The 22,511-nt window shown below is 37.2% G+C and carries 18 protein-coding genes; 12 read left to right on the plus strand and 6 right to left on the minus strand.

The window, feature by feature from the left end:
* Positions 1-72: 72 nt before the first annotated feature.
* The 6 genes from RGQ13_RS09750 to RGQ13_RS09775 all read left to right on the plus strand — a co-directional run bounded on the left by RGQ13_RS09750 (position 73) and on the right by RGQ13_RS09775 (position 7,546).
* Positions 73-1,446, plus strand: coding sequence for a DUF1329 domain-containing protein (locus tag RGQ13_RS09750; protein WP_348389571.1), 1,374 nt, complete (start codon positions 73-75; stop codon positions 1,444-1,446).
* An 82-nt stretch (positions 1,447-1,528) separates the two neighbouring features.
* Positions 1,529-2,998 (plus strand): wax ester/triacylglycerol synthase family O-acyltransferase, encoded by a 1,470-nt coding sequence (locus tag RGQ13_RS09755; protein WP_348389572.1) that lies wholly within the window; start codon positions 1,529-1,531, stop codon positions 2,996-2,998.
* Between the two features lie 214 nt (positions 2,999-3,212).
* Positions 3,213-4,385, plus strand: a complete 1,173-nt coding sequence (locus RGQ13_RS09760) for a WD40/YVTN/BNR-like repeat-containing protein (RefSeq protein ID WP_348389573.1) — start codon at positions 3,213-3,215, stop codon at positions 4,383-4,385.
* An 11-nt stretch (positions 4,386-4,396) separates the two neighbouring features.
* Positions 4,397-5,470, plus strand: coding sequence for an efflux RND transporter permease subunit (locus RGQ13_RS20190; protein ID WP_348389574.1), 1,074 nt, complete (start codon positions 4,397-4,399; stop codon positions 5,468-5,470).
* Positions 5,471-6,805, plus strand: a complete 1,335-nt coding sequence (locus RGQ13_RS20195; RefSeq protein ID WP_348389575.1) for an efflux RND transporter permease subunit — start codon at positions 5,471-5,473, stop codon at positions 6,803-6,805.
* A 99-nt stretch (positions 6,806-6,904) separates the two neighbouring features.
* Entirely contained in the window at positions 6,905-7,546 is a 642-nt protein-coding gene (locus tag RGQ13_RS09775) for a TetR/AcrR family transcriptional regulator (RefSeq protein ID WP_348389576.1), read from the plus strand.
* A 6-nt stretch (positions 7,547-7,552) separates the two neighbouring features.
* Here the strand turns inward: RGQ13_RS09775 and RGQ13_RS09780 are convergent, their stop codons facing one another.
* A complete protein-coding gene (locus RGQ13_RS09780) occupies positions 7,553-8,515 on the minus strand; it encodes a LysR family transcriptional regulator (RefSeq protein ID WP_348389577.1) in 963 nt (320 codons plus the stop codon).
* A 179-nt stretch (positions 8,516-8,694) separates the two neighbouring features.
* Here RGQ13_RS09780 and RGQ13_RS09785 point away from each other — a divergent pair, with 179 nt between their 5' ends.
* Positions 8,695-9,105: a hypothetical protein gene (locus tag RGQ13_RS09785; protein ID WP_348389578.1), complete on the plus strand. Its 411-nt coding sequence runs from the start codon at positions 8,695-8,697 to the stop codon at positions 9,103-9,105.
* A gap of 71 nt (positions 9,106-9,176) precedes the next feature.
* On the opposite strand, the gene RGQ13_RS09790 is transcribed toward RGQ13_RS09785, so the two are convergent.
* On the minus strand, positions 9,177-10,109 hold the full coding sequence (locus RGQ13_RS09790) for a LysR substrate-binding domain-containing protein (protein WP_348389579.1): 933 nt from the start codon (positions 10,107-10,109) through the stop codon (positions 9,177-9,179).
* A gap of 145 nt (positions 10,110-10,254) precedes the next feature.
* Here RGQ13_RS09790 and RGQ13_RS09795 point away from each other — a divergent pair, with 145 nt between their 5' ends.
* The gene (locus tag RGQ13_RS09795; RefSeq protein ID WP_348389580.1) at positions 10,255-11,811 is read left to right on the plus strand and encodes an arylsulfatase; all 1,557 of its coding nucleotides are present in this window, start codon (positions 10,255-10,257) and stop codon (positions 11,809-11,811) included.
* A gap of 343 nt (positions 11,812-12,154) precedes the next feature.
* Here the strand turns inward: RGQ13_RS09795 and RGQ13_RS09800 are convergent, their stop codons facing one another.
* The gene (locus tag RGQ13_RS09800; protein ID WP_348389581.1) at positions 12,155-12,670 is read right to left on the minus strand and encodes a flavodoxin family protein; all 516 of its coding nucleotides are present in this window, start codon (positions 12,668-12,670) and stop codon (positions 12,155-12,157) included.
* A gap of 285 nt (positions 12,671-12,955) precedes the next feature.
* Here RGQ13_RS09800 and RGQ13_RS09805 point away from each other — a divergent pair, with 285 nt between their 5' ends.
* On the plus strand, positions 12,956-13,819 hold the full coding sequence (locus RGQ13_RS09805) for a bile acid:sodium symporter family protein (RefSeq protein WP_348389582.1): 864 nt from the start codon (positions 12,956-12,958) through the stop codon (positions 13,817-13,819).
* 122 nt (positions 13,820-13,941) lie between these two features.
* On the opposite strand, the gene RGQ13_RS09810 is transcribed toward RGQ13_RS09805, so the two are convergent.
* The 3 genes from RGQ13_RS09810 to RGQ13_RS09820 form a co-directional block, all read right to left on the minus strand.
* The gene (locus tag RGQ13_RS09810) at positions 13,942-15,510 is read right to left on the minus strand and encodes a long-chain-fatty-acid--CoA ligase (RefSeq protein ID WP_348389583.1); all 1,569 of its coding nucleotides are present in this window, start codon (positions 15,508-15,510) and stop codon (positions 13,942-13,944) included.
* A 134-nt stretch (positions 15,511-15,644) separates the two neighbouring features.
* Positions 15,645-17,255, minus strand: coding sequence for a GMC family oxidoreductase (locus tag RGQ13_RS09815; RefSeq protein ID WP_348389584.1), 1,611 nt, complete (start codon positions 17,253-17,255; stop codon positions 15,645-15,647).
* Between the two features lie 73 nt (positions 17,256-17,328).
* Positions 17,329-18,726, minus strand: a complete 1,398-nt coding sequence (locus tag RGQ13_RS09820) for a coniferyl aldehyde dehydrogenase (RefSeq protein WP_348389585.1) — start codon at positions 18,724-18,726, stop codon at positions 17,329-17,331.
* Between the two features lie 209 nt (positions 18,727-18,935).
* On the opposite strand from RGQ13_RS09820, the gene RGQ13_RS09825 reads away from it, so the two are divergent.
* From RGQ13_RS09825 to RGQ13_RS09835, 3 genes are all read left to right on the plus strand, one after another.
* Positions 18,936-20,000: an AraC family transcriptional regulator gene (locus RGQ13_RS09825; RefSeq protein WP_348389586.1), complete on the plus strand. Its 1,065-nt coding sequence runs from the start codon at positions 18,936-18,938 to the stop codon at positions 19,998-20,000.
* 124 nt (positions 20,001-20,124) lie between these two features.
* Positions 20,125-21,303: a CaiB/BaiF CoA transferase family protein gene (locus RGQ13_RS09830; RefSeq protein ID WP_348389587.1), complete on the plus strand. Its 1,179-nt coding sequence runs from the start codon at positions 20,125-20,127 to the stop codon at positions 21,301-21,303.
* 113 nt (positions 21,304-21,416) lie between these two features.
* Positions 21,417-22,451: a helix-turn-helix domain-containing protein gene (locus RGQ13_RS09835; RefSeq protein WP_348389588.1), complete on the plus strand. Its 1,035-nt coding sequence runs from the start codon at positions 21,417-21,419 to the stop codon at positions 22,449-22,451.
* Positions 22,452-22,511 lie beyond the last annotated feature (60 nt).

Raw genomic sequence — 22,511 nt, forward strand, 5'->3', positions numbered from 1 at the left:
TCAGAAAGTAACTTAATTGATGCTATTGGCAAGCCCTGCAAACTAATAGCATTAACTTAAAAAGGAAAGATTATGAAATTTAATAAAACATTATTCGCATTAATTGCGACAACAGCCACACTTTTTACATCCAGTGCTATGGCAAAAATCAGCGCAGCAGATGCAGCTAAATTAGGTAGTGAATTAACGCCTGTTGGCGCTGAACGTGCTGCCAACGTTGATGGTAGTATTCCAGAGTGGACTGGTGGTATGACAACTGCTCCTGCTGGTTATAAAGGTGAAGGTACAACACGTATCGACCCATTTGCCTCTGAAAAACCATTATTTGTTATCGATGCAAGTAACTACAAACAATATGAAGCGAAATTAAGTGCTGGCCAAAAAGAATTATTTGCTAAGCACCCAGACACGTTTAAAATGCCAGTTTTTGCCACTCATCGTACGGCAGCTGCACCACAATGGGTTTATGATAAAACCAAAACTAACGCCCTTAATGCTGAAACTACCGCTGGTGGTGACGGTGTAGCAAATGCCTTTGGTGGTTATCCTTTCCCAGTTCCACAAAATGGTCACGAAGCAATTTGGAATCACTCTTTACGCTGGACCGGTCAAGGCAGTAACAAAAAATACAAGAACTTAACTGTGTATGGCAACGGTACTAGTACGCTTGGTCAAGGTGAAATCTGGGAAAGCTTCCCATATTACAACCCAGAAAGTAGCGCTGAAGAATATAACGGTAATATCCAACAAATCCTAGTGCAATACAGCTTACCTGTACGTCGTAAAGGTGAAGTTATATTGGTTCGTGATCCGGTAAATGCAGCAGAAACTCCTCGTCAAGCGTGGCAGTACATACCTGGCCAACGTCGAGTTCGTCGTGCACCAACTATTGCATTTGATACCCCTAATACACAGTTCGCCGGCCAAGCTACTTTTGATGATTCTTTCATGTTTAATGGTTCTACAGAACGTTATAACTGGAAATTAAAAGGCAAGCAGGAAATGTTCATTTCTTACAACAACAATGGTCTTTTTAGTGAAGCTGAAAAAGGTGATGACGCAGTAGCAAATATTGCGACACCATATCATCCAAATCCAGAGTTTTCTCGTTGGGAACTACATCGTGTATGGGTAGTTGAAGCAAGCTTAAAAGAAGATAAGCGTCACGTTTATGCTAAACGTACTTTTTATATTGATGAAGATACTTGGATGGTTGCGGCTACAGATATTTATGATGGTCGAGGTAACTTATGGCGTGCTGGTTTTGCTAACTTTTTGAATGCTTATGATGTACCGGTAACTGCAGTTCGTGCAACCTGGCACACTGATTTTCAAAATGGCAATTACGCGTTTAATGAACTTGATTTTGTTCCTGTAAAATTTTACCAAGGTGAAAAAGATAAATTCTTTACTCCTGGTCAGGTTCGTAAATTAAGTAAGCGTTAATCTAAATACCCATTAAATATGCAAGCCGAATACTATTTTGTGGCTTGCATTCATCTCCTTATAAGACCAAGAGAAAATGAACATGCCTCGCCAATTACACAGTATCGACCGCATTTTTTTAGATATGGAAACACCAGACAATTCAATGGGGATCACGCCTTTATACTTTTATGATCCAAGCGGGTTAGCCAATGGCACGTTTAACATAGAAGCTTTATTAGAACATATTGATCAATGTGTTCGCAGCATTCCTGTTCTTTGCGGTAAATTACATCGTACTCCATTAGACTTAGACAACCCTTATCTAGTTGAAGATAAAAACTATGAGGTAAACAATCACGTTACCCATTATGTATTAAAAGATAGCTCTAGCATTAAAGATTTATCCAATGCCATTACGCAATATCAAGAAAGAACATTAGATACTTCCAAGCCACTTTGGGACGCTATGGTGATAAGTGGTATTAATATTAAAACGTTACCTAAGGATTGTTTTTTGATCGCGCTTAAAATTCACCATGCTGTTGCTGATGGCATGACTTTAATGAATTTAACCGCAAAACTTCATGGTCAAATTGAAATAGGCGCACCGGTAAAACTTGCTTCAAACAGCAGTTTACTATCAGGCGGATTACTAGGTATGGCGTCTCGAGTATTTGCTAATAACCTAAAACAATCAATTCAGCTGGTTAATCCATTACTAAAGGTTGCTCCAAGACTAAGTGTTAATGCTATTAACTATTTCTTCGACAATTTAAATAAATCCAATGAGCCAGTAGCACAAACTCGCTTTGCCGGTAATGTTACGCCAAAACGTGTGTGGGGTTATACACCATTGGCTATCGAGCCACTTAACCGTGTACGTAAGCTCTTGCCTTCGTGTTCGTTGAATGATGTGCTGTTAACTGTTATTGCCGGTGCTTTAAGAGAGTATCTAGAATCAAAAAATGAATTACCAGATGTAGCAATGCGTGCAATGGCGCCGATAAATGTTCGTTCTGAAGGCGAAGTTGGAGCTGCTGGTAATGAAATATCAATGATGTCGCTGTCATTACCGGTAGAAATTGCCGATCCAATGGAGCGTTTAGTTGAAGTGATTAAATTTACCAGTAATGCAAAAGAGCAACAGCTTAAATTGGGCTCTCGTAATGTGTCAGAACTTGCCAAAAATCTTCCTGCAGCATACTTAAGCTATATGAATAAAATTGTAAGTAGCTCTTCGGCAAATAAGATGGTTTCCAAATTAGGCAATACGGTAGTGACCAATGTACCTGGTCCTAAAGAAGAATTAAATATGCTAGGTGCACGTTTGATCAATATGGCAGGAATTGGTCCTGTTAGTGATGGCGTAGGTCTACTACACGGTGTAATGAGTTACAACGGTAATATGGTAGTTAATGTTGTTTCATGTCCTTCTATGATCCCAGACATTAAATTTTATATTCAATGTTTAAAAAACAGTTATGAATCGTTATTACAAGCTGCAGATGCGCGTTATTCCAATTTAGTTAGTGAAGAACTCAGTCAAGCACTAATTAATGAAACGCATTAAGAAAAAAATAAATAAGCAAAAATGTAAACGGTCTAGACAAAGCCGCATACATTACTCGCTAACAGCTAAATTAAAACGGCAAAATAGTGTGTGGGCAGCATAGCGTTAAGCTAGCTGCCTTTAAGTCGACTGGTAAGAATATTAGTTTGATTAATCAACTGGTTCGATTAACGAATTAATAACAAAACAGTAAAAAGAAAATGAGAAAAAAATTATGATTTATCCGAAAATTAGTTCTCTAAGTAAGCGTTTACGCAATCCAAACGTATACTTTTTGTTTGCTTGTGTGGGGATTTTTTGCTCTACATTAGCCTATGCACAAGGTGACGCATTAAACGAAACCTCGGTAATATCAGCACGAGCTGAACATAGCTTAATTATGGACATTAGCAAAACCGAAACAAAATTGATTGCAGTTGGTGAAAGAGGCCATATTGTGATTCAACAATCAGGACAGAAAAAATGGTCGCAAGTGCAAGTACCAGTGCGCGTGACATTAACTTCTACGTTCTTTATTGACGATCAAAATGGCTGGGCTGTTGGACATGATGGTGTGGTTCTCTCGACAACAGACGGTGGTCAGCAATGGCAAAAGTTGCTCGATGGTGACACGGTTAACAAAATGATGATTGGTTACGCTGAGCAGTTAGTTGAAAATATACTCAATGAAATTGCAGTTGCCAACGAAGAAGAAATAGACGAGCTGAATGAGAGGTTGGAAAATTTCCAATATTTTGTTGATGATTCGTATGCCTTTGGTGATGAAGGCGCTAGTCGCCCATTTTTAGATGTTTGGTTTAACAATAAAAACGAAGGTTTTATTGTTGGTGCATACGGTTTGATTCTACGTACCACCGATGCAGGGAAAAGTTGGACTCCTTGGACTGAAAAGTTAAACAACATGGACGGTTTTCATTTAAATGCAATTAATCAAATAGGTGATGATTTATACATTGCTGCCGAAGCTGGAACATTATTCCATTCTACCGATAAAGGTCAAACCTGGAATTCATTAGAGAGCCCATATGAAGGTTCGTTTTTTGGCATTGTAGGCCATCAAGACCAAACGTTAATTGCCTTTGGTTTACGCGGTAATGCATTCATTTCTCATAATAAGGGTAATCAATGGCTTAAAATCGAGACTGGTGTTGATTCAAGTCTTTATGGTGGGCATAAGCTTAATGCAGAGCACTTTGTGTTGGTTGGTGCCAGTGGTGTCATTCTACACATCAACAACCAAGGCGAAGTGATTAAAAGCGAAACAAGTAAATTTAAATTGCCACTAAGCTCTGTTGTTTTCAATGATGCAACTAACGGTAAAGATTCTACTTTGGTTATCAGCGGTTTGGCCGGTATTCAGTCCATTTCGCAAGAAAATAAAGGTTAGGGGATAGTTTCATGAATCAAGTTAAAATAACCAAAAATCAAAACCGTTTAGAGAGTATGCTCGAAGCATTCTTTTTTAACTATCGACCACTGCATTTGATTATCTTTGCTGCGCTGACAGTGTTTTTTATCATCCAGGCGAGTGAAATTAAACCAAGTGCAAGCTTTGAAAAAATGATCCCTAAAGATCATCAATACATCGCTAACTATCTAGATCATAAAGAAGATCTTAAAGGTTTGGGTAATGCCATTAGGATTTCAGTAGAAAACACTGATGGTGATATTTTTAATAAAGAGTTTCAACATACTTTAAGCCAAATACACGATGAAGTGTTTTACATTCCTGGAGTTGACCGGGCGGCGCTAAAATCTATTTGGGCATCAGGTGTGCGCTGGATGGAAGTTACTGAAGAGGGTTTCTCTGGAGGGCCCGTCGTTGGCTCTGACTATGACGGCTCAACAAGGTCATTACAACAACTGCGTAAAAATGTTGAAAAATCCGGGCAAATTGGAGCATTAGTCGCCAATAACCTTAAATCAGCTGTTATTTATGCACCACTGTTAGAAAAAGACCCTGAAACAGGACTCGCGATTGATTATCAAATATTTTCTGAGCGTCTTGAAACATTAATTCGTGACAAATATGAAAGCGATACAATTAAAGTTCATATCACAGGATTTGCTAAAGTCGTTGGTGACTTAATCGATGGCTTAGCGCAAATCGCAATCTTTTTTGCTGTCGCTCTACTAATAACGTTTGTGCTGTTATATTTTTACTCATCATGTTTACGTAGTGCAATAATTCCATTGGTTTGTTCAGTAATAGCGGTTATTTGGCAACTTGGTTTATTGAAAACTCTTGGTTTTGATTTAGACCCATACTCAATGTTAGTGCCATTTTTAGTGTTCGCTATTGCGGTAAGCCATGGTGTGCAAATTATCAATGCCATTGCTCATGAAAGTGCTAATGGTGCCAATAAAAATAAGGCAGCACGCCTTGCTTTTAGAGCACTTTACCTACCAGGTCTTATCGCATTGATCAGCGACGGTGTAGGCTTTGCAACATTAATGGTGATTGAAATTTAAGTGATTCAAGATCTTGCTATGGCGGCAAGTCTAGGTGTTGCGGTAATCATCTTATCTAATCTAGTGTTACTACCAATATTGATGTCATACGCTGGTGTAAGTGCTAAGTCCGTACAAAAACAAATACATTCTGAAGAGCATGGTAAGCATCAAGTCTGGAATTTTCTTGCCAGCTTTACTGCCCCTAAAAAAGCTCAAGTTATTGTGTATTTGACTATTGTAGTTTCAGTTTGTGGTTTGTTTTTAAGTCAGGATTTGAAAACTGGTGATCTTGACTCTGGTGCACCAGAGCTTCGTCCAGACTCAAGGTACAACAAAGACAATGCCTTTATTACGGCCAACTATAGAACAAGTACCGATATCTTTGTAGTAATGGTCAAAACTCCAAAAGATCAATGTGCTAATTACCAAGCGCTTGATGCAATAGACCAATTGCAGTGGCGGTTAAACCAGTTACCAGGCGTACAATCAACCACCTCTTTGGTTGATAAAACCAAAAGAATTATGTCGGGTAATAACGAAGGCAATATAAAGTGGTATGCGCTTAACCGTAACCAAGTGTTGCTTGATCAAGCCTCAATTCGTACTCCAGAGAGTTTTAATGCTGACTGTTCACTCGTACCGCTGTTTGTTTATCTCAATGATCATAAAGCAGAAACGTTAACAACCGTGGTTAAGGCGGTAGAAAAATTTTCAGCTGAATTTAATCGCGATGAACTTATCTTTAAACTTGCTGCGGGTAATTCTGGGATTGAAGCGGCAACTAATATCGTGATTGAAGAATCACAATATAAAATGTTGTTCTGGGTTTATAGCGTTGTTGGCTTTTTATGTTTATTGACGTTCCGTTCAATTCGCACCGTGTTGTGTATCATTATTCCTTTAGCTATAACGTCGTTATTGTGTCAGGCATTGATGGCGCAAATAGGCATTGGAGTTAAAGTAGCAACGTTACCAGTAATCGCACTAGGTGTGGGGATTGGCGTCGATTATGGCATTTATATCTATACCAAACTTTTATCCTATTTAGATGAAGGAATGACGTTAAAAGATGCTTATTTCAATACGCTTAAAACTACAGGTAAAGCGGTTGCATTTACCGGTATTACCTTAGGTATTGGTGTTGGTACTTGGTTCTTTTCGCCAATCAAATTCCAGGCTGACATGGGCATACTACTAACCTTTATGTTCATCTGGAATATGATAGGAGCACTAGTAATGATACCGGCATTGACCTGTTTAATTAATAAAAAGGTAATTAGAAACAAGCCTGTTAGTAATGACTTATTCGTAGTAAATGATTGTGACTCAGCTGATTTAAAAAAAGCTAGTTAACTATCTTCATCTTTCTGAAGGTATGTAAATCAAAGCAATACAAAACTTGATAAGTTGCCAGAAGAAATTCTGGTAACTATCAATATAAGGAAAACCCAGGTGAAAACCAAAGATAAGATTTTAATTGCTAGTCTCGATGCTTTTGCAGACGAGGGTGTTGGCCAAATATCAACAAACCATATTGCTGATATTATGGATATTAGTCCTGGCAACCTTTATTATCACTTTAAAAGTAAATCAGAGATCATTGCCGAATTGCTACGTTGCTTTACGACAGATTTTGGCACTTTTTTAAAATCTGATACGGTTGACATATCAACAAATCAATCGATGTGGTTAAAGCTAAATTTAGGCTATCAGTTAATGGACAAATACCGATTCATATTCTGTGAATCAAGTTACATCCTTAACAAATATCCTGAGCTTAGAAGGTTATTTACCAAGGCGATGCAAACAACAAAAAATGCAATAGATACGTTTTGTCAACATTTACAAAAACAACTAATTGTGAAAGCTGATGAACAAGAAATTATTAGCCTCAGTAATAACATGCACTTGCTTTTTACTCAGTGGCCTAGTTATATTGCTGCAAGTGTTAGACATGGCATTGTAGATAATGTGAAGGGCTCAGATGAGCATTTATTTATTAAGCAGGGTGTGAATCAAATATTAAATTTAATTTACCCCTATTTGAATAGTGAAGATAAGCAGTTACTAGTTGATATTCAGCATAAAGCTTAAGTTTTACTATAGTGTTGTAGTGTTTTTATATTGCTTCGCCAATTCAAGTGAAGATGAAATAAACATTTGTTTTAACCATTGATGAGCTTCACTGTTGATAACTCTATTGTGTGATATTAAAAACAAGTCAAAATGTTTGTTTTCTTTTGAGGGGAACTTATAAATAGGCTTGATTTGCTTGTTGATAAGCTTTGAGGTCATCAGCAAATTTGAGCCAATAAATAAATAGTCAGAATTTTCCATTACCTCAATTAAAATGTGCATTTGACTGCTTGTCACTATTGTTGTTTTTACATTTTTTTCTCCAAATAATAACTTGTTTAACGGATTTTCCAGTAAAACTTGATCACCAGATTTAACCAAAAATTCAACAAACTTGTATTTTAGACAATCTTTTAACGTTACTTCTTCAGCAAATAATGGATGATCTCTCTTAGCATAAATTACTGGTATTACTTGCCCTAAATAAGTGGCTTCAAAATTATCATCAATTGGTTTTTGAAAATGAACAACGAAATCGAGAGCTCCTGATTCAAGCAATGGTAGTGGATTAAGAGTTATTTGTTGTTCATTGAGTCGAATATTAGGCGCTTGTTTTACCAGTTGATTAATTAACGGTAATGTAATTGCGTGGCTTAATATCGCTGGTACAGAAATATTAAAACTTTTATTGTTCGTTTCTGGTTCAAAACTGCTTCTTTTCATTATGTTTTCAAGAGCTGCAAGAACATCTGGCAATAACAGTTCTAACTCTTGAGCTCTTAAGGTAGGAATAATTCCTCTATTCGTTCGGTAGAATAGGGGATCGTCAAATAACTCCCTCAACCTATGCAGTGTTTTGCTCATTCCCGATTGCGATATACAGAGTTGTTCTGCTGCTCTGCTAATGTTTCGTTCTTTGAGCAAAACACTTAGTGGGATTAGTAGATTTAGATCTAATCTGGAAAGTTTCTTTTCAGTATCACTCATTTCAAGCCTTACTTTTTAGATAGTAGTTCTGGTCATATCAAGATTGATAATAATTCATTGGACGGAATATCACAAATTCACTATTATTTTCGATATCTCTATTAATTGCAGCAAGTGCTGAACTTGAACCTCGGTTAATAATTAGTTTTCTTCAATGAGAATCACTAGGAAAATATTTTATGTTTAAATTCAAATCAATTGCGTTCATATTTATCGGCTTATTTGCAAGCCAAGCAATCGCGGCTTCTACTGTAATGGAAGGAGTTATTGAAAAGGCCGAAGTGATCACGACTAAAGTGGGTAGTGATGGCAGACCGCTTCTCGGAGCCGCCATTGGTGTAGGTATTGGTTCGGCATTTGGCTCTGGTAGTGGCAAAGATGCTGCAAAAATAACTGGAGGTTTGCTTGGTGCAAGAAGAGCAGCACAAAAGCAAAAAGAAATGCTTTATGGCTGGCGATACATTGTTAAAGCAAATGATGAGTTGCATGTTGTTGATGCATGGTGTGAACAACCAAGCCAACAGTGTTCGGGTGTAATCAAAGGTAAAGACGTCTATATCATTAACAACAAAGAAGTTGTTGAAAAATAACGTAGGCAGATGAAAAGTGACTCTGTTCAGAGGAACTTTTCATTCAGTTGCTGTCTGGTACTATCTAGTAACTATTGTTTTGAAATGATGTCATTGTTTTGACATGTTTCTAGTAATAACTGCCTTATCCAACGGTGTGACTGGTAGCGTTCCATATCCCAATGCCAGTTCATATAAATATTTGCAATTCCCGTAGAAAAAGGGGGCTCAAACCAAATTAATTCATTAGTCAGAGGTTGATAATTTAATTCAGTTTTGGGGATCACACCAATATAGTCGGTTATTCGTACAATATTAAAAGTATCACTCATGCTTGGCCCGGTAAAACCAACTTTGCGCTCTCCGAATTCACTATTCATTTCTGATAAAGGGTGAATATTATCCTTATGAGGGATCAAAACCGCATGCTCTTCTGCGAGATAATCTTCTAATGATATTTTTTTCATTTTGCCCAGTCTTGGATGATTTTTGCGCGCAATAACAACAACTTTTTCTGAGTATAAAATTTCATTATTACAAGCTGATTGCGATAATTTAAGGTGTTCGATGCATAAATCGTATTCTCTATTGCGTAACGCCGATTCGGCGTCATATACAATGTCTGAGGTAATGGTAAGTTTTACGCCTGGTGCTTGTTCATATAACGCTTTGCAAAAGTCGAAAATGAATAGTCCATTATTTATATAGGTGAGGTTAATCCGAAATTGCATTGTAAGTTTTGAAGGATCGAATGCACCTTTAACAGGTAAAGTATCTCTGATTTCTTGTAAAACTTTAGTGATCACCGGGTGTATCGTAGTTGCCTTCATTGTGGGCTGCATTTTACGACCTTTTCTTTCAAAAAGAGGATCGCTATACATGTGTTGTAGCCTTTTTAAAGCCTGTGACACAGCTGGTTGAGTCATACCTAAGCTTGTTGCGGTATGGCTTAAATTTTGTAAATGCATCAATCCATCGAAAATTAACAACAGATTTAAATCAACACTTCTAAGGTTTATGTCCATAATCCAATTAACTTCAATATATAAGTAGTGCTTATAGTTATATAGTAAGCAATACTTTTTAATTATACAAATTGTTCAGTAAAATTCATTTGAAATTTAAGTTCATCCAGAACTTTATCGTTAATAACTTACATAGGTTTCAATTATGACTTTGCTAAACAAATTCAGTAAAATCGTAGCTGGTGTTTCCCTGATTGCAATGTCAGGTGCTGCATTGGCAACAACTGACACATCACGCCCAAACATTCTTGCTATATGGGGAGATGATATTGGTCAGAGTAACATCAGTGCTTATACTCATGGCATGATGGGCTATCAAACTAAGAACATCGACCGCATTGCTAACGAAGGTGCACTTTTCACTGACTACTATGGTGAAAACTCATGTACTGCTGGCCGTGCAGCTTTTATTACAGGTCAATATCCAGTACGAACAGGTTTAACTAAAGTTGGCTTGCCTGGCTCAGATGTAGGATTACGAGCTGAAGATGTCACTATCGCTGAGTTATTGAAGGACCGCGGGTATACAACAGGTCAATTTGGTAAAAATCACTTAGGTGATAAAGACGAATTTTTACCTACAAACCATGGTTTTGATGAATTTTTTGGTAACTTGTACCATTTAAACGCTGAAGAAGAGCCTGAGCATCAAGATTATCCAAAAGATCCTGCTTATAAAAAACAATTTGGTCCACGTGGTGTGTTACATACTTATGCAGATGGCAGAATTGAAGATACCGGCCCATTAACTAAAAAGCGTATGGAAACTGTTGATGACGAGTTTTTAGCCGCGACTACTAAATTCATCGATAAAGCCCATAAAGCAGACAAGCCATTTTTTGTGTGGTTTAACTCTTCTCGTATGCACGTATGGACTCATTTAAGACCAGAGTCTGAAGGAATCTCAAAGCGCGGTGGCCTTTACGGCGATGGCATGATGGAGCATGATTATCAAGTAGGTGTTTTATTAGACAAACTTGATGAGCTTAATATTGCCGATAACACTATTGTTCTTTATTCAACTGATAATGGTGCAGAAACATTCTCATGGCCTGATGGTGGCTCAATTCCATTTAAAGGTGAGAAAAATACGACATGGGAAGGTGGCTTCCGAGTACCAGCAATGGTTAGATGGCCGAACAAAATTCCAGCAGGTCAATACAAAAACGAGATCGCATCTCATATGGATTGGGCTCCAACGTTCCTTGCAGCTGCTGGCGTAACTGACATTAAAGAAAAGCTGAAAAAAGGTACACAAATTAATGGTAAGCAGTACAAAGTACATTTAGATGGTTATAACATGCTTCCGTACCTTACAGGTGAAACAGATGAAGCACCACGTCCAAATTATATGTACTTTACTGATGGTGGTGACTTATCAGCAATTCGTGTTGGCGATATAAAACTACAATACTCTATGCAAGAGTGTCACGGTTTATCAGTTTGGATGTGTCCATTAACGCCACTACGTGCACCTTTGATTACAAACTTACGTCAAGACCCATATGAACGTGCTCGTGATGAAGCAGGTGGTTATGACAAATGGTATGCTGAGCATATGTTTGAAATTACACGTGGTATTTCTGAAACAGCAAAAGAAATGAGAACCTTTGTTGCTTTCCCTCCACGTCAAGTGCCACCAAGCTGGTCAGTAGATGGTATGGTAAAACAAATATTCAGTATGAATGAACCTCAGTATTAATCACATAATTTGATTCGTATTAAATAAATCCAACTAATATTTAGTTGGATTTTATAACAAAAAAGCACGGTTTGTTTAAGCCGTGCTTTTTTATGTTTAAATGCATTTGTCACTTAGGTACAAACCACAGCGGAAGGGCAGTTAAGTGCCAAATTCCGTCGCCAAAATTACTATACAAATTTTCAACTTCCTGAACTTAAACACTCCTTCCTGAACTTGTTTCAGGCTCTATCTTTTACACGAATTCCTCGGGGGGCATTGCTAATGCAAACAATCAAAGTATTAAATGCCAAGTCTTCTGAGTACTAAATTCACCCATAACGATCATTAACCCAGAATATAATTATTTAAACAACAACCTAAAGCTATTGAGATCATCGACATAGTTATTTTCCTGATAGCCATCAGCACAGTTGGCATGCAAAAAGCCGCCGTAATACATGCCAAGATATTCAAATGTCTCCTTAAAAGCACTGATAAAAGAGTTAGAAGCTTGGGTACTGGCTGAACTGCAAACTACAAAAGCAGTTTTCCCGCGTAGACGTCGACCTGAGTCTAATAAATGAGGAAGGTCTAATAAATCAGATATTCGGTCGAGAAACTTTTTCATTGTAGGTGTGACAGCATACCAATACACCGGTGATGCAAAGATGATTTTTTCATATGACAATATTTTTTCCATCAATGGCAAGAAGTCATCATCTTGGTTGTTATAGTTATAATCATATTCACTAAAACTGTACTTGGACAAATCAATTATATCGACATTGATGTTAGTATTAAGGGTAAAGCTGTTTAATAACTTTTCAGTATTTCCATGCGCTCTGGCACTTGAAAGTATGGCAACGGTATTATTCATATTGTTTATTCCTAGATTAAAATTGTGATTTCATAGCTAGGGTAATACCTCAGGTTAAGTTGAGGTCAAGCGGATGTAACGAATAAATTAAAAAAATATACTTAAGCGAGTAAGCCTATCAACTTAAAGGATAACTCGGCCACTCATAATTCAAATCCATTATTAATTCACAGATTACAAAATCTCACAAAACAACAACAAACAAACACATTATAAAAATATCACTGCTTTACACTAACTCTATTAACTTAATTGCAACAATCTATTAACTAGTGGGGTTAACCTATGTTTACTGAAATCATCTTACCTATTTTTATCATGGTGATTATGTTTGGTATGGGATTGACACTTAATGCAAAAGATTTTTCACGATTATTTTTTATGCCTAAGCCTATAATCATTGGCTTAATTTGCCAATTGATAGGTCTGCCTTTACTCGGGTTTATTATATGCATTGCATTTGATTTACCGCCAGTAATTTGCGTTGGTGTAATGATAATTGCTTCTTGTCCAGGTGGGGCATTTTCTAATGTGGTAAGCCAGTTAATTAAAGCAAACTTATCTTTATCTATTAGTCTTACCGGCTTAAGTACCATTATTGGTGTTATTTCAACGCCATTAATTATTGAGCTTTCCAATCGTTATTTTCTAGCGAGTGAATTGACTGAGTTTTCAATGTTAGGCACGAGTTTAGGTATTTTATTAATATCGGTAGTACCAGTACTATTTGGTATTTTCTTGAACGAAAAGAACACCGACCTAGCACAAAAAATTTCGCCTTACTTCGAAAAGCTATCAACTGTATTAGTAGTTATTATGATCGTAGGTGTATTGAATCAACAAAGTGGGGTCACTATTGTTGAAATAGAACGTCTAGTAGCATCGCTACTTAGTTTAAACATCTCTGCTATTTTATTAGGTAGTGGATTGGCCCTTTATTGGGGGTTATCAAAACAAGATGCCTTAACATTAGGCATCGAATCAGGTATTCAAAATGCATCTCTAGCCATTGTTATATCGTTGACTATGCTTGGTAATAGCGAATTTGCAGCAACCGCAATAGTTTATGGTTTATGCACGATTTCATTAACATTGATGATGTTTGCATGTAAAAAAATCGCAGGACACAAGGTTCTTGTTTTACAATAGGCCTGGCATATTAACTAATCTTCGGGCGCATAAAATCATAAAGTAAAAAAACACCTAAGCATGAATGCACTAGGTGTTTTAATCTGCATGGTAAGCGCAAACTGGATTATTGTAGATACAAGTTAATTGATGTTGCGTTCTTGATCTTGCCAGTAAACTTCACGTAATTCATTTTTCTGTATTTTACCGGCGCCAGTAATTGGGAACGGTTCATTTCTAAATTCAATCGATCTTGGTACTTTATATCCGGCGATATATTCGCGACAAAAATCGATAATATGCTTTTCTGTTACGATCGTATCTGGTTTTACACGAACAATAGCATGAACAGATTCTCCCCATTGCTCACTTGGAATACCAATTACTGCAACTTCGTGTACGTGAGGGTGCTTTGAAACGGCACTTTCGACTTCAGCCGAAAATACATTTTCACCACCTGAAACAATCATATCTTTTACTCTATCAACTAAGAAAATAAAGCCGTCTTCATCGATATAACCAGCATCACCAGTATGCAACCAGCCATTGGCTAATGCTTTACTCGTTTGCTCTGGGTTGTTCCAGTAACCCATCATTACATTTTCACCTTTTGCACAAATTTCTCCAACTTTGTGAACAGGAAGTTCGTTATCGTTTTCGTCCCTAATAGTAACATTTACACTTAAACAAGGTCGACCGGCAGAGCGAATTTTACCTGACAATGGACCTTCTAAGGTATGGTATTTAGCCGGAAGAATAGAACAAGCTGGCGATAGCTCTGTTTGACCGTAGGCTTGTACAAACCCAACATTTGGTAATTTTTCCATTGCATCGAGAAGTGTTCCTTCAGGCATTGGCGATGCACCGTAAATAATTTGATTTAGCGTGCTTAAATCTGCAGCAAGTAATGCTTTGTCAGCCAATAACATACTGATCATAGTAGGTACCAATAAACAATCGGTAACTTTATCCCTTTCTATGCACTCAATCACATCTTGTACATTAAATGCCGGTACAATAGTCATCGGCACTGCCGCGATAACACTACTCCAACACATCGCCCCAGCAGCTAAATGAAACATTGGTCCGGCTACCATCATCATTGAATGATTTTCACGGCCATAAAATTTCATTTCAGCCATTATTGCAATAGAGCTTACTGAAATATTCGTGTGAGAAAGCATTACACCTTTTGGAAAACCAGTAGTTCCACCAGTATAAAATATGCCAAGCATATCGCTAGGGTCGCTATCAAAAGCTTCTACAGCGACATTCTTTTCGATCATGTCTTCATAGTTTAGCATTCCCTCAGGAGTTTCTTTGTCGCCAAGGTAAACAAAGTTTTTAATTAATTCGCATTCGTTTTTAAGTTTTTTGCCTGTTTCATAAAATACATCATCAACAAACAACATTACTGAACCTGAATCATTTAACGCGTATTGATTTTCTTTTACCGACCAACGATTATTTAATGGCACAAGAACAGCTCCAGCCCAGGCTACAGCGTAATAATATTCTAGGTAACGATCTGAGTTTAATGCTAAAATTGCTACTCGCTCACCTGGTTTTACTCCCGCATTTTGCATCCCTGATGCAAGAGACGCTACTCTGTTTTTAAATTCTTTCCAGGTATGAGTTCTGTCTCCACATTTTACCGCGATTTGATCGCGAAATATTTGAGCGTTTCTTTGTATGGCTTGGGTAAAAATCATGCTGTTTTCTCTATCCGTTTTTATCTTTATTTTATTGCCCATTTAGGAATAAACTAGGCTTATATTATGATATTAAAGAGTTTAAGTTAGTTCTCAATGACAAAACAAAACCCTTTAATGAACATTTAATGCAATTATGAATGTTGATTGTCTTGCTTTATCATATCGGCTGCTTTTTCACCGATCATTATTGTAGATGCGTTAGTATTACCACTGACCAGAGTTGGCATAATAGAGGCGTCAACAACTCGAATACCTTCTAAACCGTGCACCTTTAACCTCTCATCGACAACGGCCATATCATCATTGCCCATTTTACAAGTACCTACAGGATGATAAGCGTGCGATCCATATTCACGTAAGTATTGTTCAATTTCATTGTCATCGCTGAAACGCTTTTGTGGATGCATTGGGCCTTGGATATGTTTGTTCATTAATGGCTGATCAACCATTTCCTGAGCTTTTTTTACTGCTTTAACTAACTCAGACATATCATCAGGATGATCTAATAGATTTAATTGAATATTAGGAGCTGATAGAGGGTTTGAATCTTTAAGAGTGACTTCACCACGGCTTTTAGGTCTTGATATATTAACTAATAAACTAAAGCCCCAATTGGTCATCAGTTTGTAATCACGAGCATGATCTCGATAAGCCATTGGAACCGAATGAATTTGAAAATTAGGGGTCGTCAAATGTTCATCTGTTTTGAAAAAGCCACCCACCGGAGTTACTGTATTTGCAAACCATCCTGTTTTATTCAGCAAATACTTTACTAAGGCGCTGCAACCTTTTGCGATGCCCTGAGGGTTCAATGCCAGCCCCGATTTAGTTTTACTTTTATATACCAGCATCACATCAGGATGCTCTTGTAGGTTTTTACCTACACCTGACAATTCATGGACTACATCAATAGCGTGTTTATCTAGTTCTGGTTTAGGGCCAACTCCTGACAATAGTAGAAGTTGTGGAGAGTTAAAACTGCCACCGCAAACCAGCACTTCTTTGTTTGCTTTAATGGTATAAGTTTTACCATTTGCAATATACTCAACACCAACTGCACGTTTTCCGTCAAAAATAATACGCTGCACTTGTGAATTTGTTTTGACAGTTAAATTTTCTCGCATCATTGCTGGTTCGATATAACATGCTTTTGTACTTGCTCGCACACCATTTTTAGTTGTAAATTGGTACACTCCGACACCTTCTTGACTAACGCCATTAAAATCAGAGTTATAAGGGTATCCTTGTGCGAGTATACTTTGCTTAAATGAGTCACAAATATCAAATTCAGTAACGCCATCACTTACATTTAATGGTCCATTAACATTATGAAATTCACACTCTCCACGTTCATTGTTTTCTGCTTTTTTAAAGTAAGGTAGAACTTGTTCATAGCCCCAGGTGGTATTGCCCAACTCAGACCATATTTCATAATCGGTTTTATCACCCCTAATATATACCATGCCATTAATGCTACTCGAACCACCTAGAACTTTACCTCTTGGCTGATATTGACTACGGTTGTTCATTGATTTATCTTTTTGAGTGTTAAACTTCCAGTTCCATTTATTAATTTTAAAATCTTGGATCAGTGCCGCCATACCTACTGGTACTGAAATCAGTGGGGATTTACCTTTTGATCCTGCCTCAAGTAAACATACGTCAATAGTGTTGTCTTCACTTAGCCGATTGGCTAGAACACCTCCGGCTGAGCCGCCACCAATAATTATATAGTCATGCATAAATTTTAACCTTTGTTGTAATATTTTTGTTTTTGGTTGTTATTGTTGTTGGATTGCTTTTAATGTTTAGCGCCTAGATCTTTAGTAAAAATTTAAGAACGGGTTTAATCAGGCTATTGTCATATGGTGGACTGGTCCATTTGCCGGGATAAAATTTTCCTCGAGTTAATACTGTTTTTGCTTTCGATAACGCCTTAAAACCTTCAGGTCCGTGATAATGACCAATCCCTGATTCACCAACTCCACCAAACGGTGCATCGTCACACATTGCATGGAATAACACTTCGTTAATGCTAACCCCTCCAGAATGAGTGTTATCGAGAAGATATTGCTGACTCTTTTTATTGAAAGTCATAATGTAAAGGCCAAGAGGGCTGGTTTTATTGTTAATGTATGAGGAAACTTCTTCTAAATTTTTATAAGTTTTAATTGGCAAAATAGGACCAAAAATCTCTTCCTGCATTAATTGCATGTCTTCAGTAACATTGGACACTAAGTGAGTCGCCATTAAGCGAGTCGAAGCATTACCTTCGATATTATTGGCAGAAGTAATTGTTGCGCCTTTTTGTTTCGCATCACTTAATAAATTTTGAAAGCGTTGGAAATGACGATCACTGTGAATACTGGTGTGATCTTTGTTGTTAGCAAAATCAGGAAATAGTTTTTGAAATTTCTTGCAATAGGCCTGTACGAATTCAGTTTCTTTATCCGCTGGACAAAAAATGTAATCCGGCGCTAAACAAATTTGACCAGAATTAAAGGCTTTACCAAATACGATGCGACTAACCGCATCATCAATATCTATGTCTTCACCAATAATAACTGGACATTTACCGCCAAGCTCAAGTGTTACTGGCGTTAAGTTTTTAGCTGCAGCGCTCATAACATGTTTTCCAACAGTGGTAGAGCCGGTAAAAACTAAATGATCAAATGGCAGTTGTGAGAATTCAGCTGAAACACTTGCTTCACCTTCAACCATAGATACTAAGTTTTGATCGAATGCTTGCTCAATAATTTTAGCGACAATCTGATTGGTATTAGGATTAAATTCAGACATTTTAATCATTGCATGATTGCCTGCTGATAGGGCGGTTACCAATGGAGCCAGAGTTACCGTAAGCGGGGCATTCCACGAACCTATGATCCCTACAACGCCTAGTGGTTGGTACATTACTTTTACTTTTGCACCACCTAATAATAACCCCGAATGACGCTTTTCTGCTTTCATCCAACCTTTAAGTTTTCTACATGAATAGTTGATGTAATTGATTGTAGGTAAAATATCCAGCAGTTGTGATTCAGTGGTGCTGCGTTGTCCAAAATCTTTATTCAAAGCAGCACACAAAGCATCCTGATGCTTGAGTAAAGCGTCTTTTAATGACTGTAAACGCTTAATTCTTTCTTGTCTTGATGGCATAGGTGACTTTAAAAAAGAGTCTTTATGTGCTTTTAATTGTGTTAATAACTTCATGATTTATATATTAATCCGTGGCATTGATGTTTTTATAATTGTTTTTTTATGGGATAAACTAGCAACTTGATTTAAATCGTTTTTACTAGGAATTGAGCTGATGTTACAATTTAATACATTTTCAAATGACTCTTGAGACGACATTCGACTACTCTTGACACGTCACCAATGTTATAGTGTTGTTATTACAATCAATATTTTAAGAAACAATGACATTTAATAAACAATTTAATTTTGAGCAATCAGCTGCCGTAGATGATGAAAACCTGATCTATGTATCTGCAACTTATTTGCTAATGATGTTGCCGTTGTTGGATGAATACGAGATTGATCAAATCAGCTACTTTGCTGATGAAGGCGTTGATGTTACTAAGCTAGGGGATATTGGCTATCAAATTCCAAATAAGGTTTCTTGCATCCTTTGGCAAAAGCTTTTCGATTTTACTCAAGATGAAAATATAGGCATTAAAGCCGGCCGCTTTGCCAGCCCTAAAATATTCAATATTCTTGGGCCTTCAATGGGATTAACACAAACTCCGCTGGAAGGGATGGAAACAATGTTTCGATTCTTTCGATTGTTTTCTAATGCTGCGCGCATGTATCTGGTAAGGATAAAAGCAGGTTATCGTTTACAAATTAATGTACTCACCAACCTTGAGGTACCTAAAGCTAATATAGATGCTTTTTTCTCTGCTTTTATTACCATATGTCGACAGCATTATGGCGATGATTTTTCGCCAATGTCGATGAAGGTTCCATACCCTGAAATTAAAGATAAAACCTATTTTCAGCGTTTTTTTCGCTGCCCAGTTGAGGTTTCAGCCAATAAATTGGAAATGGTGTTTGCTAAAGATATGCTTGAAAGGAAAGTCAGTAGTATGACTGGCTTTGGTTCCGGTTTATTACCGACCGTGTCAACCAAAGCATTAAAGGACGGATTGAAAAAAATTGATAAGTATCATTTGATTGATCAAGTTAAAATTTTGGTTAAACAAAATTTAGCTACCGATGAAGCGTCTATTACTAATATTGCTGCTCGATTGCATATGAGCGAAAGAACGCTGCAACGTCGCCTCGCCAGCCATGAATATAATTTTAGGAATTTGACCGAAGATTGCCGGCATGAATTAGCATTGGACTACGTACCTAATTCCGATTTGTCATTAACCGATATTAGCCATTTACTTGGCTTTTCAAACTACAATAATTTTGCCCGAGCATTTAAACGTTGGACTGGCTCGTCTCCCAAATCTTATCAATCATTTAATGGTTAACTCTGCTTTCCTATAAGAGGTAGAGTAAGTTTTGTTCATAGAATGGTGTTATTTTGTCATTGTAGTTAACGTTGTTCTCGCTTAATTTGTCGCCATTAATAAAATTAAGCGGATAGACAAACCCATGCCATTAAAGTCTCTTAAAGTACTCGATTTCTCAACGTTATTACCCGGCCCATTTGCGACTATGATGTTAGCTGACATGGGGGCAGAGGTTCTTAGAATTGAAGCACCTAACAGGCAGGACCTTACAAGAATATTGCCTCCTTTGGATGAACAAGGAGTGTCTTATATCCATCAAACCCTAAATCGCTCGAAACGTTCACTGGGTTTAAACTTGAAAAAACCGGATGCGGTTGAATTAGTTAAAAAGCTGGTTGCTGAATACGATATCGTAATAGAGCAGTTCCGTCCTGGGGTTATGCAACGTTTCGGCTTAGATTATCAAACCTTAAAACCAATAAACCCTAAATTAATTTATTGTTCTATTACTGGTTATGGCCAAACTGGTCCATATAAACATCGTGGTGGTCATGATATTAACTACTTAGCAATCGCTGGTGTGGCTAGTTATACCGGTACTAAAGAAACCGGTCCGATCCCAGTCGGCTTTCAAATTGCGGATGTAGCAGGTGGTTCAATGCATGCCGTTAACGGTATTCTTGCCGCAGTAATCGAACGTCAAATTAGTGGAGAAGGGCAATACATAGATATCAGTATGACTGACGCTGCGTTTGCTTTAAATGCTATGAGTGGCGCTGGTGCACTTGGTAGTGGTATCGCTCCTGGACTTGAACAAGAAACACTTAATGGTGCTTCTTTTTACAATCATTACGAAACTAACGATGGCCGTCATTTTTCTGTTGGCAGTATAGAGCCTGCGTTTATGCAGCAACTCTGTCAAACCATAGGCAGAGAAGATTTGATCAAAAATGGTTTTGACTACAGTGCTGAATCACAAGCACCGTTAATAGCTGCATTAAAAGTTGCGTTTAAACAACATGATTTTGATTATTGGCAAGACGTATTCGTCAAGCTTGACGCCTGTGTTGAACCTACTCTAACGGTAGTAGAAGCGGCAGAGCATCCACAAATGCAAGCTCGAAATATGGTTGTTGAAGTATCTACTGAAGATAACAACAAAATAAAGCAAATAGCTTCACCAATTAAATTTTCAAGAAACCAACCTAACTACACTTCTGCTGGTTGCAGCGTAGGTCATCATAATCAGGAAGTTTTAGCTGAGATGGGTTTCAGTAGTGAAGAGATTGAAACTATGCAAGTAAATGGCGTATTAGGATAATTAAAACCTGATATTTTATGGTTTCATGTTTATTCAAAGTATCACATTTTAGATATTTAGCTTAAATGGAATTCTCTAAATTGAGAATTCCATTAGTTTTAAGGTTTTTTTAGATGCACCAATTATTGGCCAACAGTTACAGTGGCACATTAAAATTTTTACAGCCTACGATTGAAAAGTATGGTGTTGATGTCGATTCAACATTGGTTGAAGCTGGCATTGATATGAACAAATTTAATTCTATCTACAAACGGATTCCATGCCATTTGAGTAGTAAATATGTGGATCTGATTGTAAAAAAATCATCACCTATTGTTGCCATTAAAGCCTGTGAACACTTGAATCCTGCGATATTTCAATCTTTTGGTACTGGTCTATTGTTTAGTAAGTCTTTAACTGACTTTTGCCATCGTTATGTTAATGGCTTTGCTTTTATTTCAAGCGCAATTAACGTTAACTTTATTCAGGACAGCTTTGAAAGCTATTTAACGTTTGATGAAAACACGTATTTAAATGAGGTCAATTCGAACTTTTATTCGGATATATTTGCGGCATTAACATTAAAGTTCATTAAATTAATGATTGGCGCTGACTTTAAAGCAAAAAAAGTGTGCTTATCTTGGACACCAGACGATTACATGTTGCAAGAGTACATAGATTATTTTGGTGAAAATATAGAATTTTCAGCCGATAAAACCAAGATTGTTTTTGACTACAATTCATTAGATGTTGAACTACCGTTTGCAAATGAAAAGCTTGCAAAACAATCAGATAAAATGGTTGTTGAATTTTTAAAGCGCAGTAGCGCTTTCAATTTCACCTCAAAAGTGAGCAATATAATTTTGAAGTTATTGCTTAACGGTAATTGTAGCAAACTTAATGTGGCAGAAATTTGTGGAATATCAGAGCGCACCCTTAACAACAAATTAAATGCAGAAGGGACTAACTTTAAAAGTATTGTTGAGAAAATAAGAAAGTCATATTCGATCTACTATTTACAAGAAGGCAACTTAACGCCAGAGCAATTAGCATTTAAATTGGGGTATTGTAACTACGGAAACTTTTCCAGAGCTTTTAAAGCTTGGTATGGTGTTTCACCATTACACTACAAAAACGATCATAAGAAAGGAATACTTTTAGCAAGTTAACGACTTGTTCTTAAATTGCAGATACGAAAAGCCCTTGTAGGGCTTTTTTTGATCTTTATT

This window comes from Thalassotalea psychrophila (assembly GCF_031583595.1).
Lineage (GTDB): Bacteria > Pseudomonadota > Gammaproteobacteria > Enterobacterales > Alteromonadaceae > Thalassotalea_A > Thalassotalea_A psychrophila.

Bases quoted from the DNA above. Each gene is read 5' to 3' on its own strand.
- RGQ13_RS09750 (WP_348389571.1), top strand. From the start codon at position 73: ATGAAATTTAATAAAACATTATTCGCATTAATTGCGACAACAGCCACA.
- RGQ13_RS09755 (WP_348389572.1), top strand. From the start codon at position 1,529: ATGCCTCGCCAATTACACAGTATCGACCGCATTTTTTTAGATATGGAA.
- RGQ13_RS09760 (WP_348389573.1), top strand. From the start codon at position 3,213: ATGATTTATCCGAAAATTAGTTCTCTAAGTAAGCGTTTACGCAATCCA.
- RGQ13_RS20190 (WP_348389574.1), top strand. From the start codon at position 4,397: ATGAATCAAGTTAAAATAACCAAAAATCAAAACCGTTTAGAGAGTATG.
- RGQ13_RS09780 (WP_348389577.1), bottom strand. From the start codon at position 8,515: ATGAGTGATACTGAAAAGAAACTTTCCAGATTAGATCTAAATCTACTA.
- RGQ13_RS09785 (WP_348389578.1), top strand. From the start codon at position 8,695: ATGTTTAAATTCAAATCAATTGCGTTCATATTTATCGGCTTATTTGCA.
- RGQ13_RS09790 (WP_348389579.1), bottom strand. From the start codon at position 10,109: ATGGACATAAACCTTAGAAGTGTTGATTTAAATCTGTTGTTAATTTTC.
- RGQ13_RS09795 (WP_348389580.1), top strand. From the start codon at position 10,255: ATGACTTTGCTAAACAAATTCAGTAAAATCGTAGCTGGTGTTTCCCTG.
- RGQ13_RS09800 (WP_348389581.1), bottom strand. From the start codon at position 12,670: ATGAATAATACCGTTGCCATACTTTCAAGTGCCAGAGCGCATGGAAAT.
- RGQ13_RS09805 (WP_348389582.1), top strand. From the start codon at position 12,956: ATGTTTACTGAAATCATCTTACCTATTTTTATCATGGTGATTATGTTT.
- RGQ13_RS09810 (WP_348389583.1), bottom strand. From the start codon at position 15,510: ATGATTTTTACCCAAGCCATACAAAGAAACGCTCAAATATTTCGCGAT.
- RGQ13_RS09815 (WP_348389584.1), bottom strand. From the start codon at position 17,255: ATGCATGACTATATAATTATTGGTGGCGGCTCAGCCGGAGGTGTTCTA.
- RGQ13_RS09820 (WP_348389585.1), bottom strand. From the start codon at position 18,726: ATGAAGTTATTAACACAATTAAAAGCACATAAAGACTCTTTTTTAAAG.
- RGQ13_RS09825 (WP_348389586.1), top strand. From the start codon at position 18,936: ATGACATTTAATAAACAATTTAATTTTGAGCAATCAGCTGCCGTAGAT.
- RGQ13_RS09830 (WP_348389587.1), top strand. From the start codon at position 20,125: ATGCCATTAAAGTCTCTTAAAGTACTCGATTTCTCAACGTTATTACCC.
- RGQ13_RS09835 (WP_348389588.1), top strand. From the start codon at position 21,417: ATGCACCAATTATTGGCCAACAGTTACAGTGGCACATTAAAATTTTTA.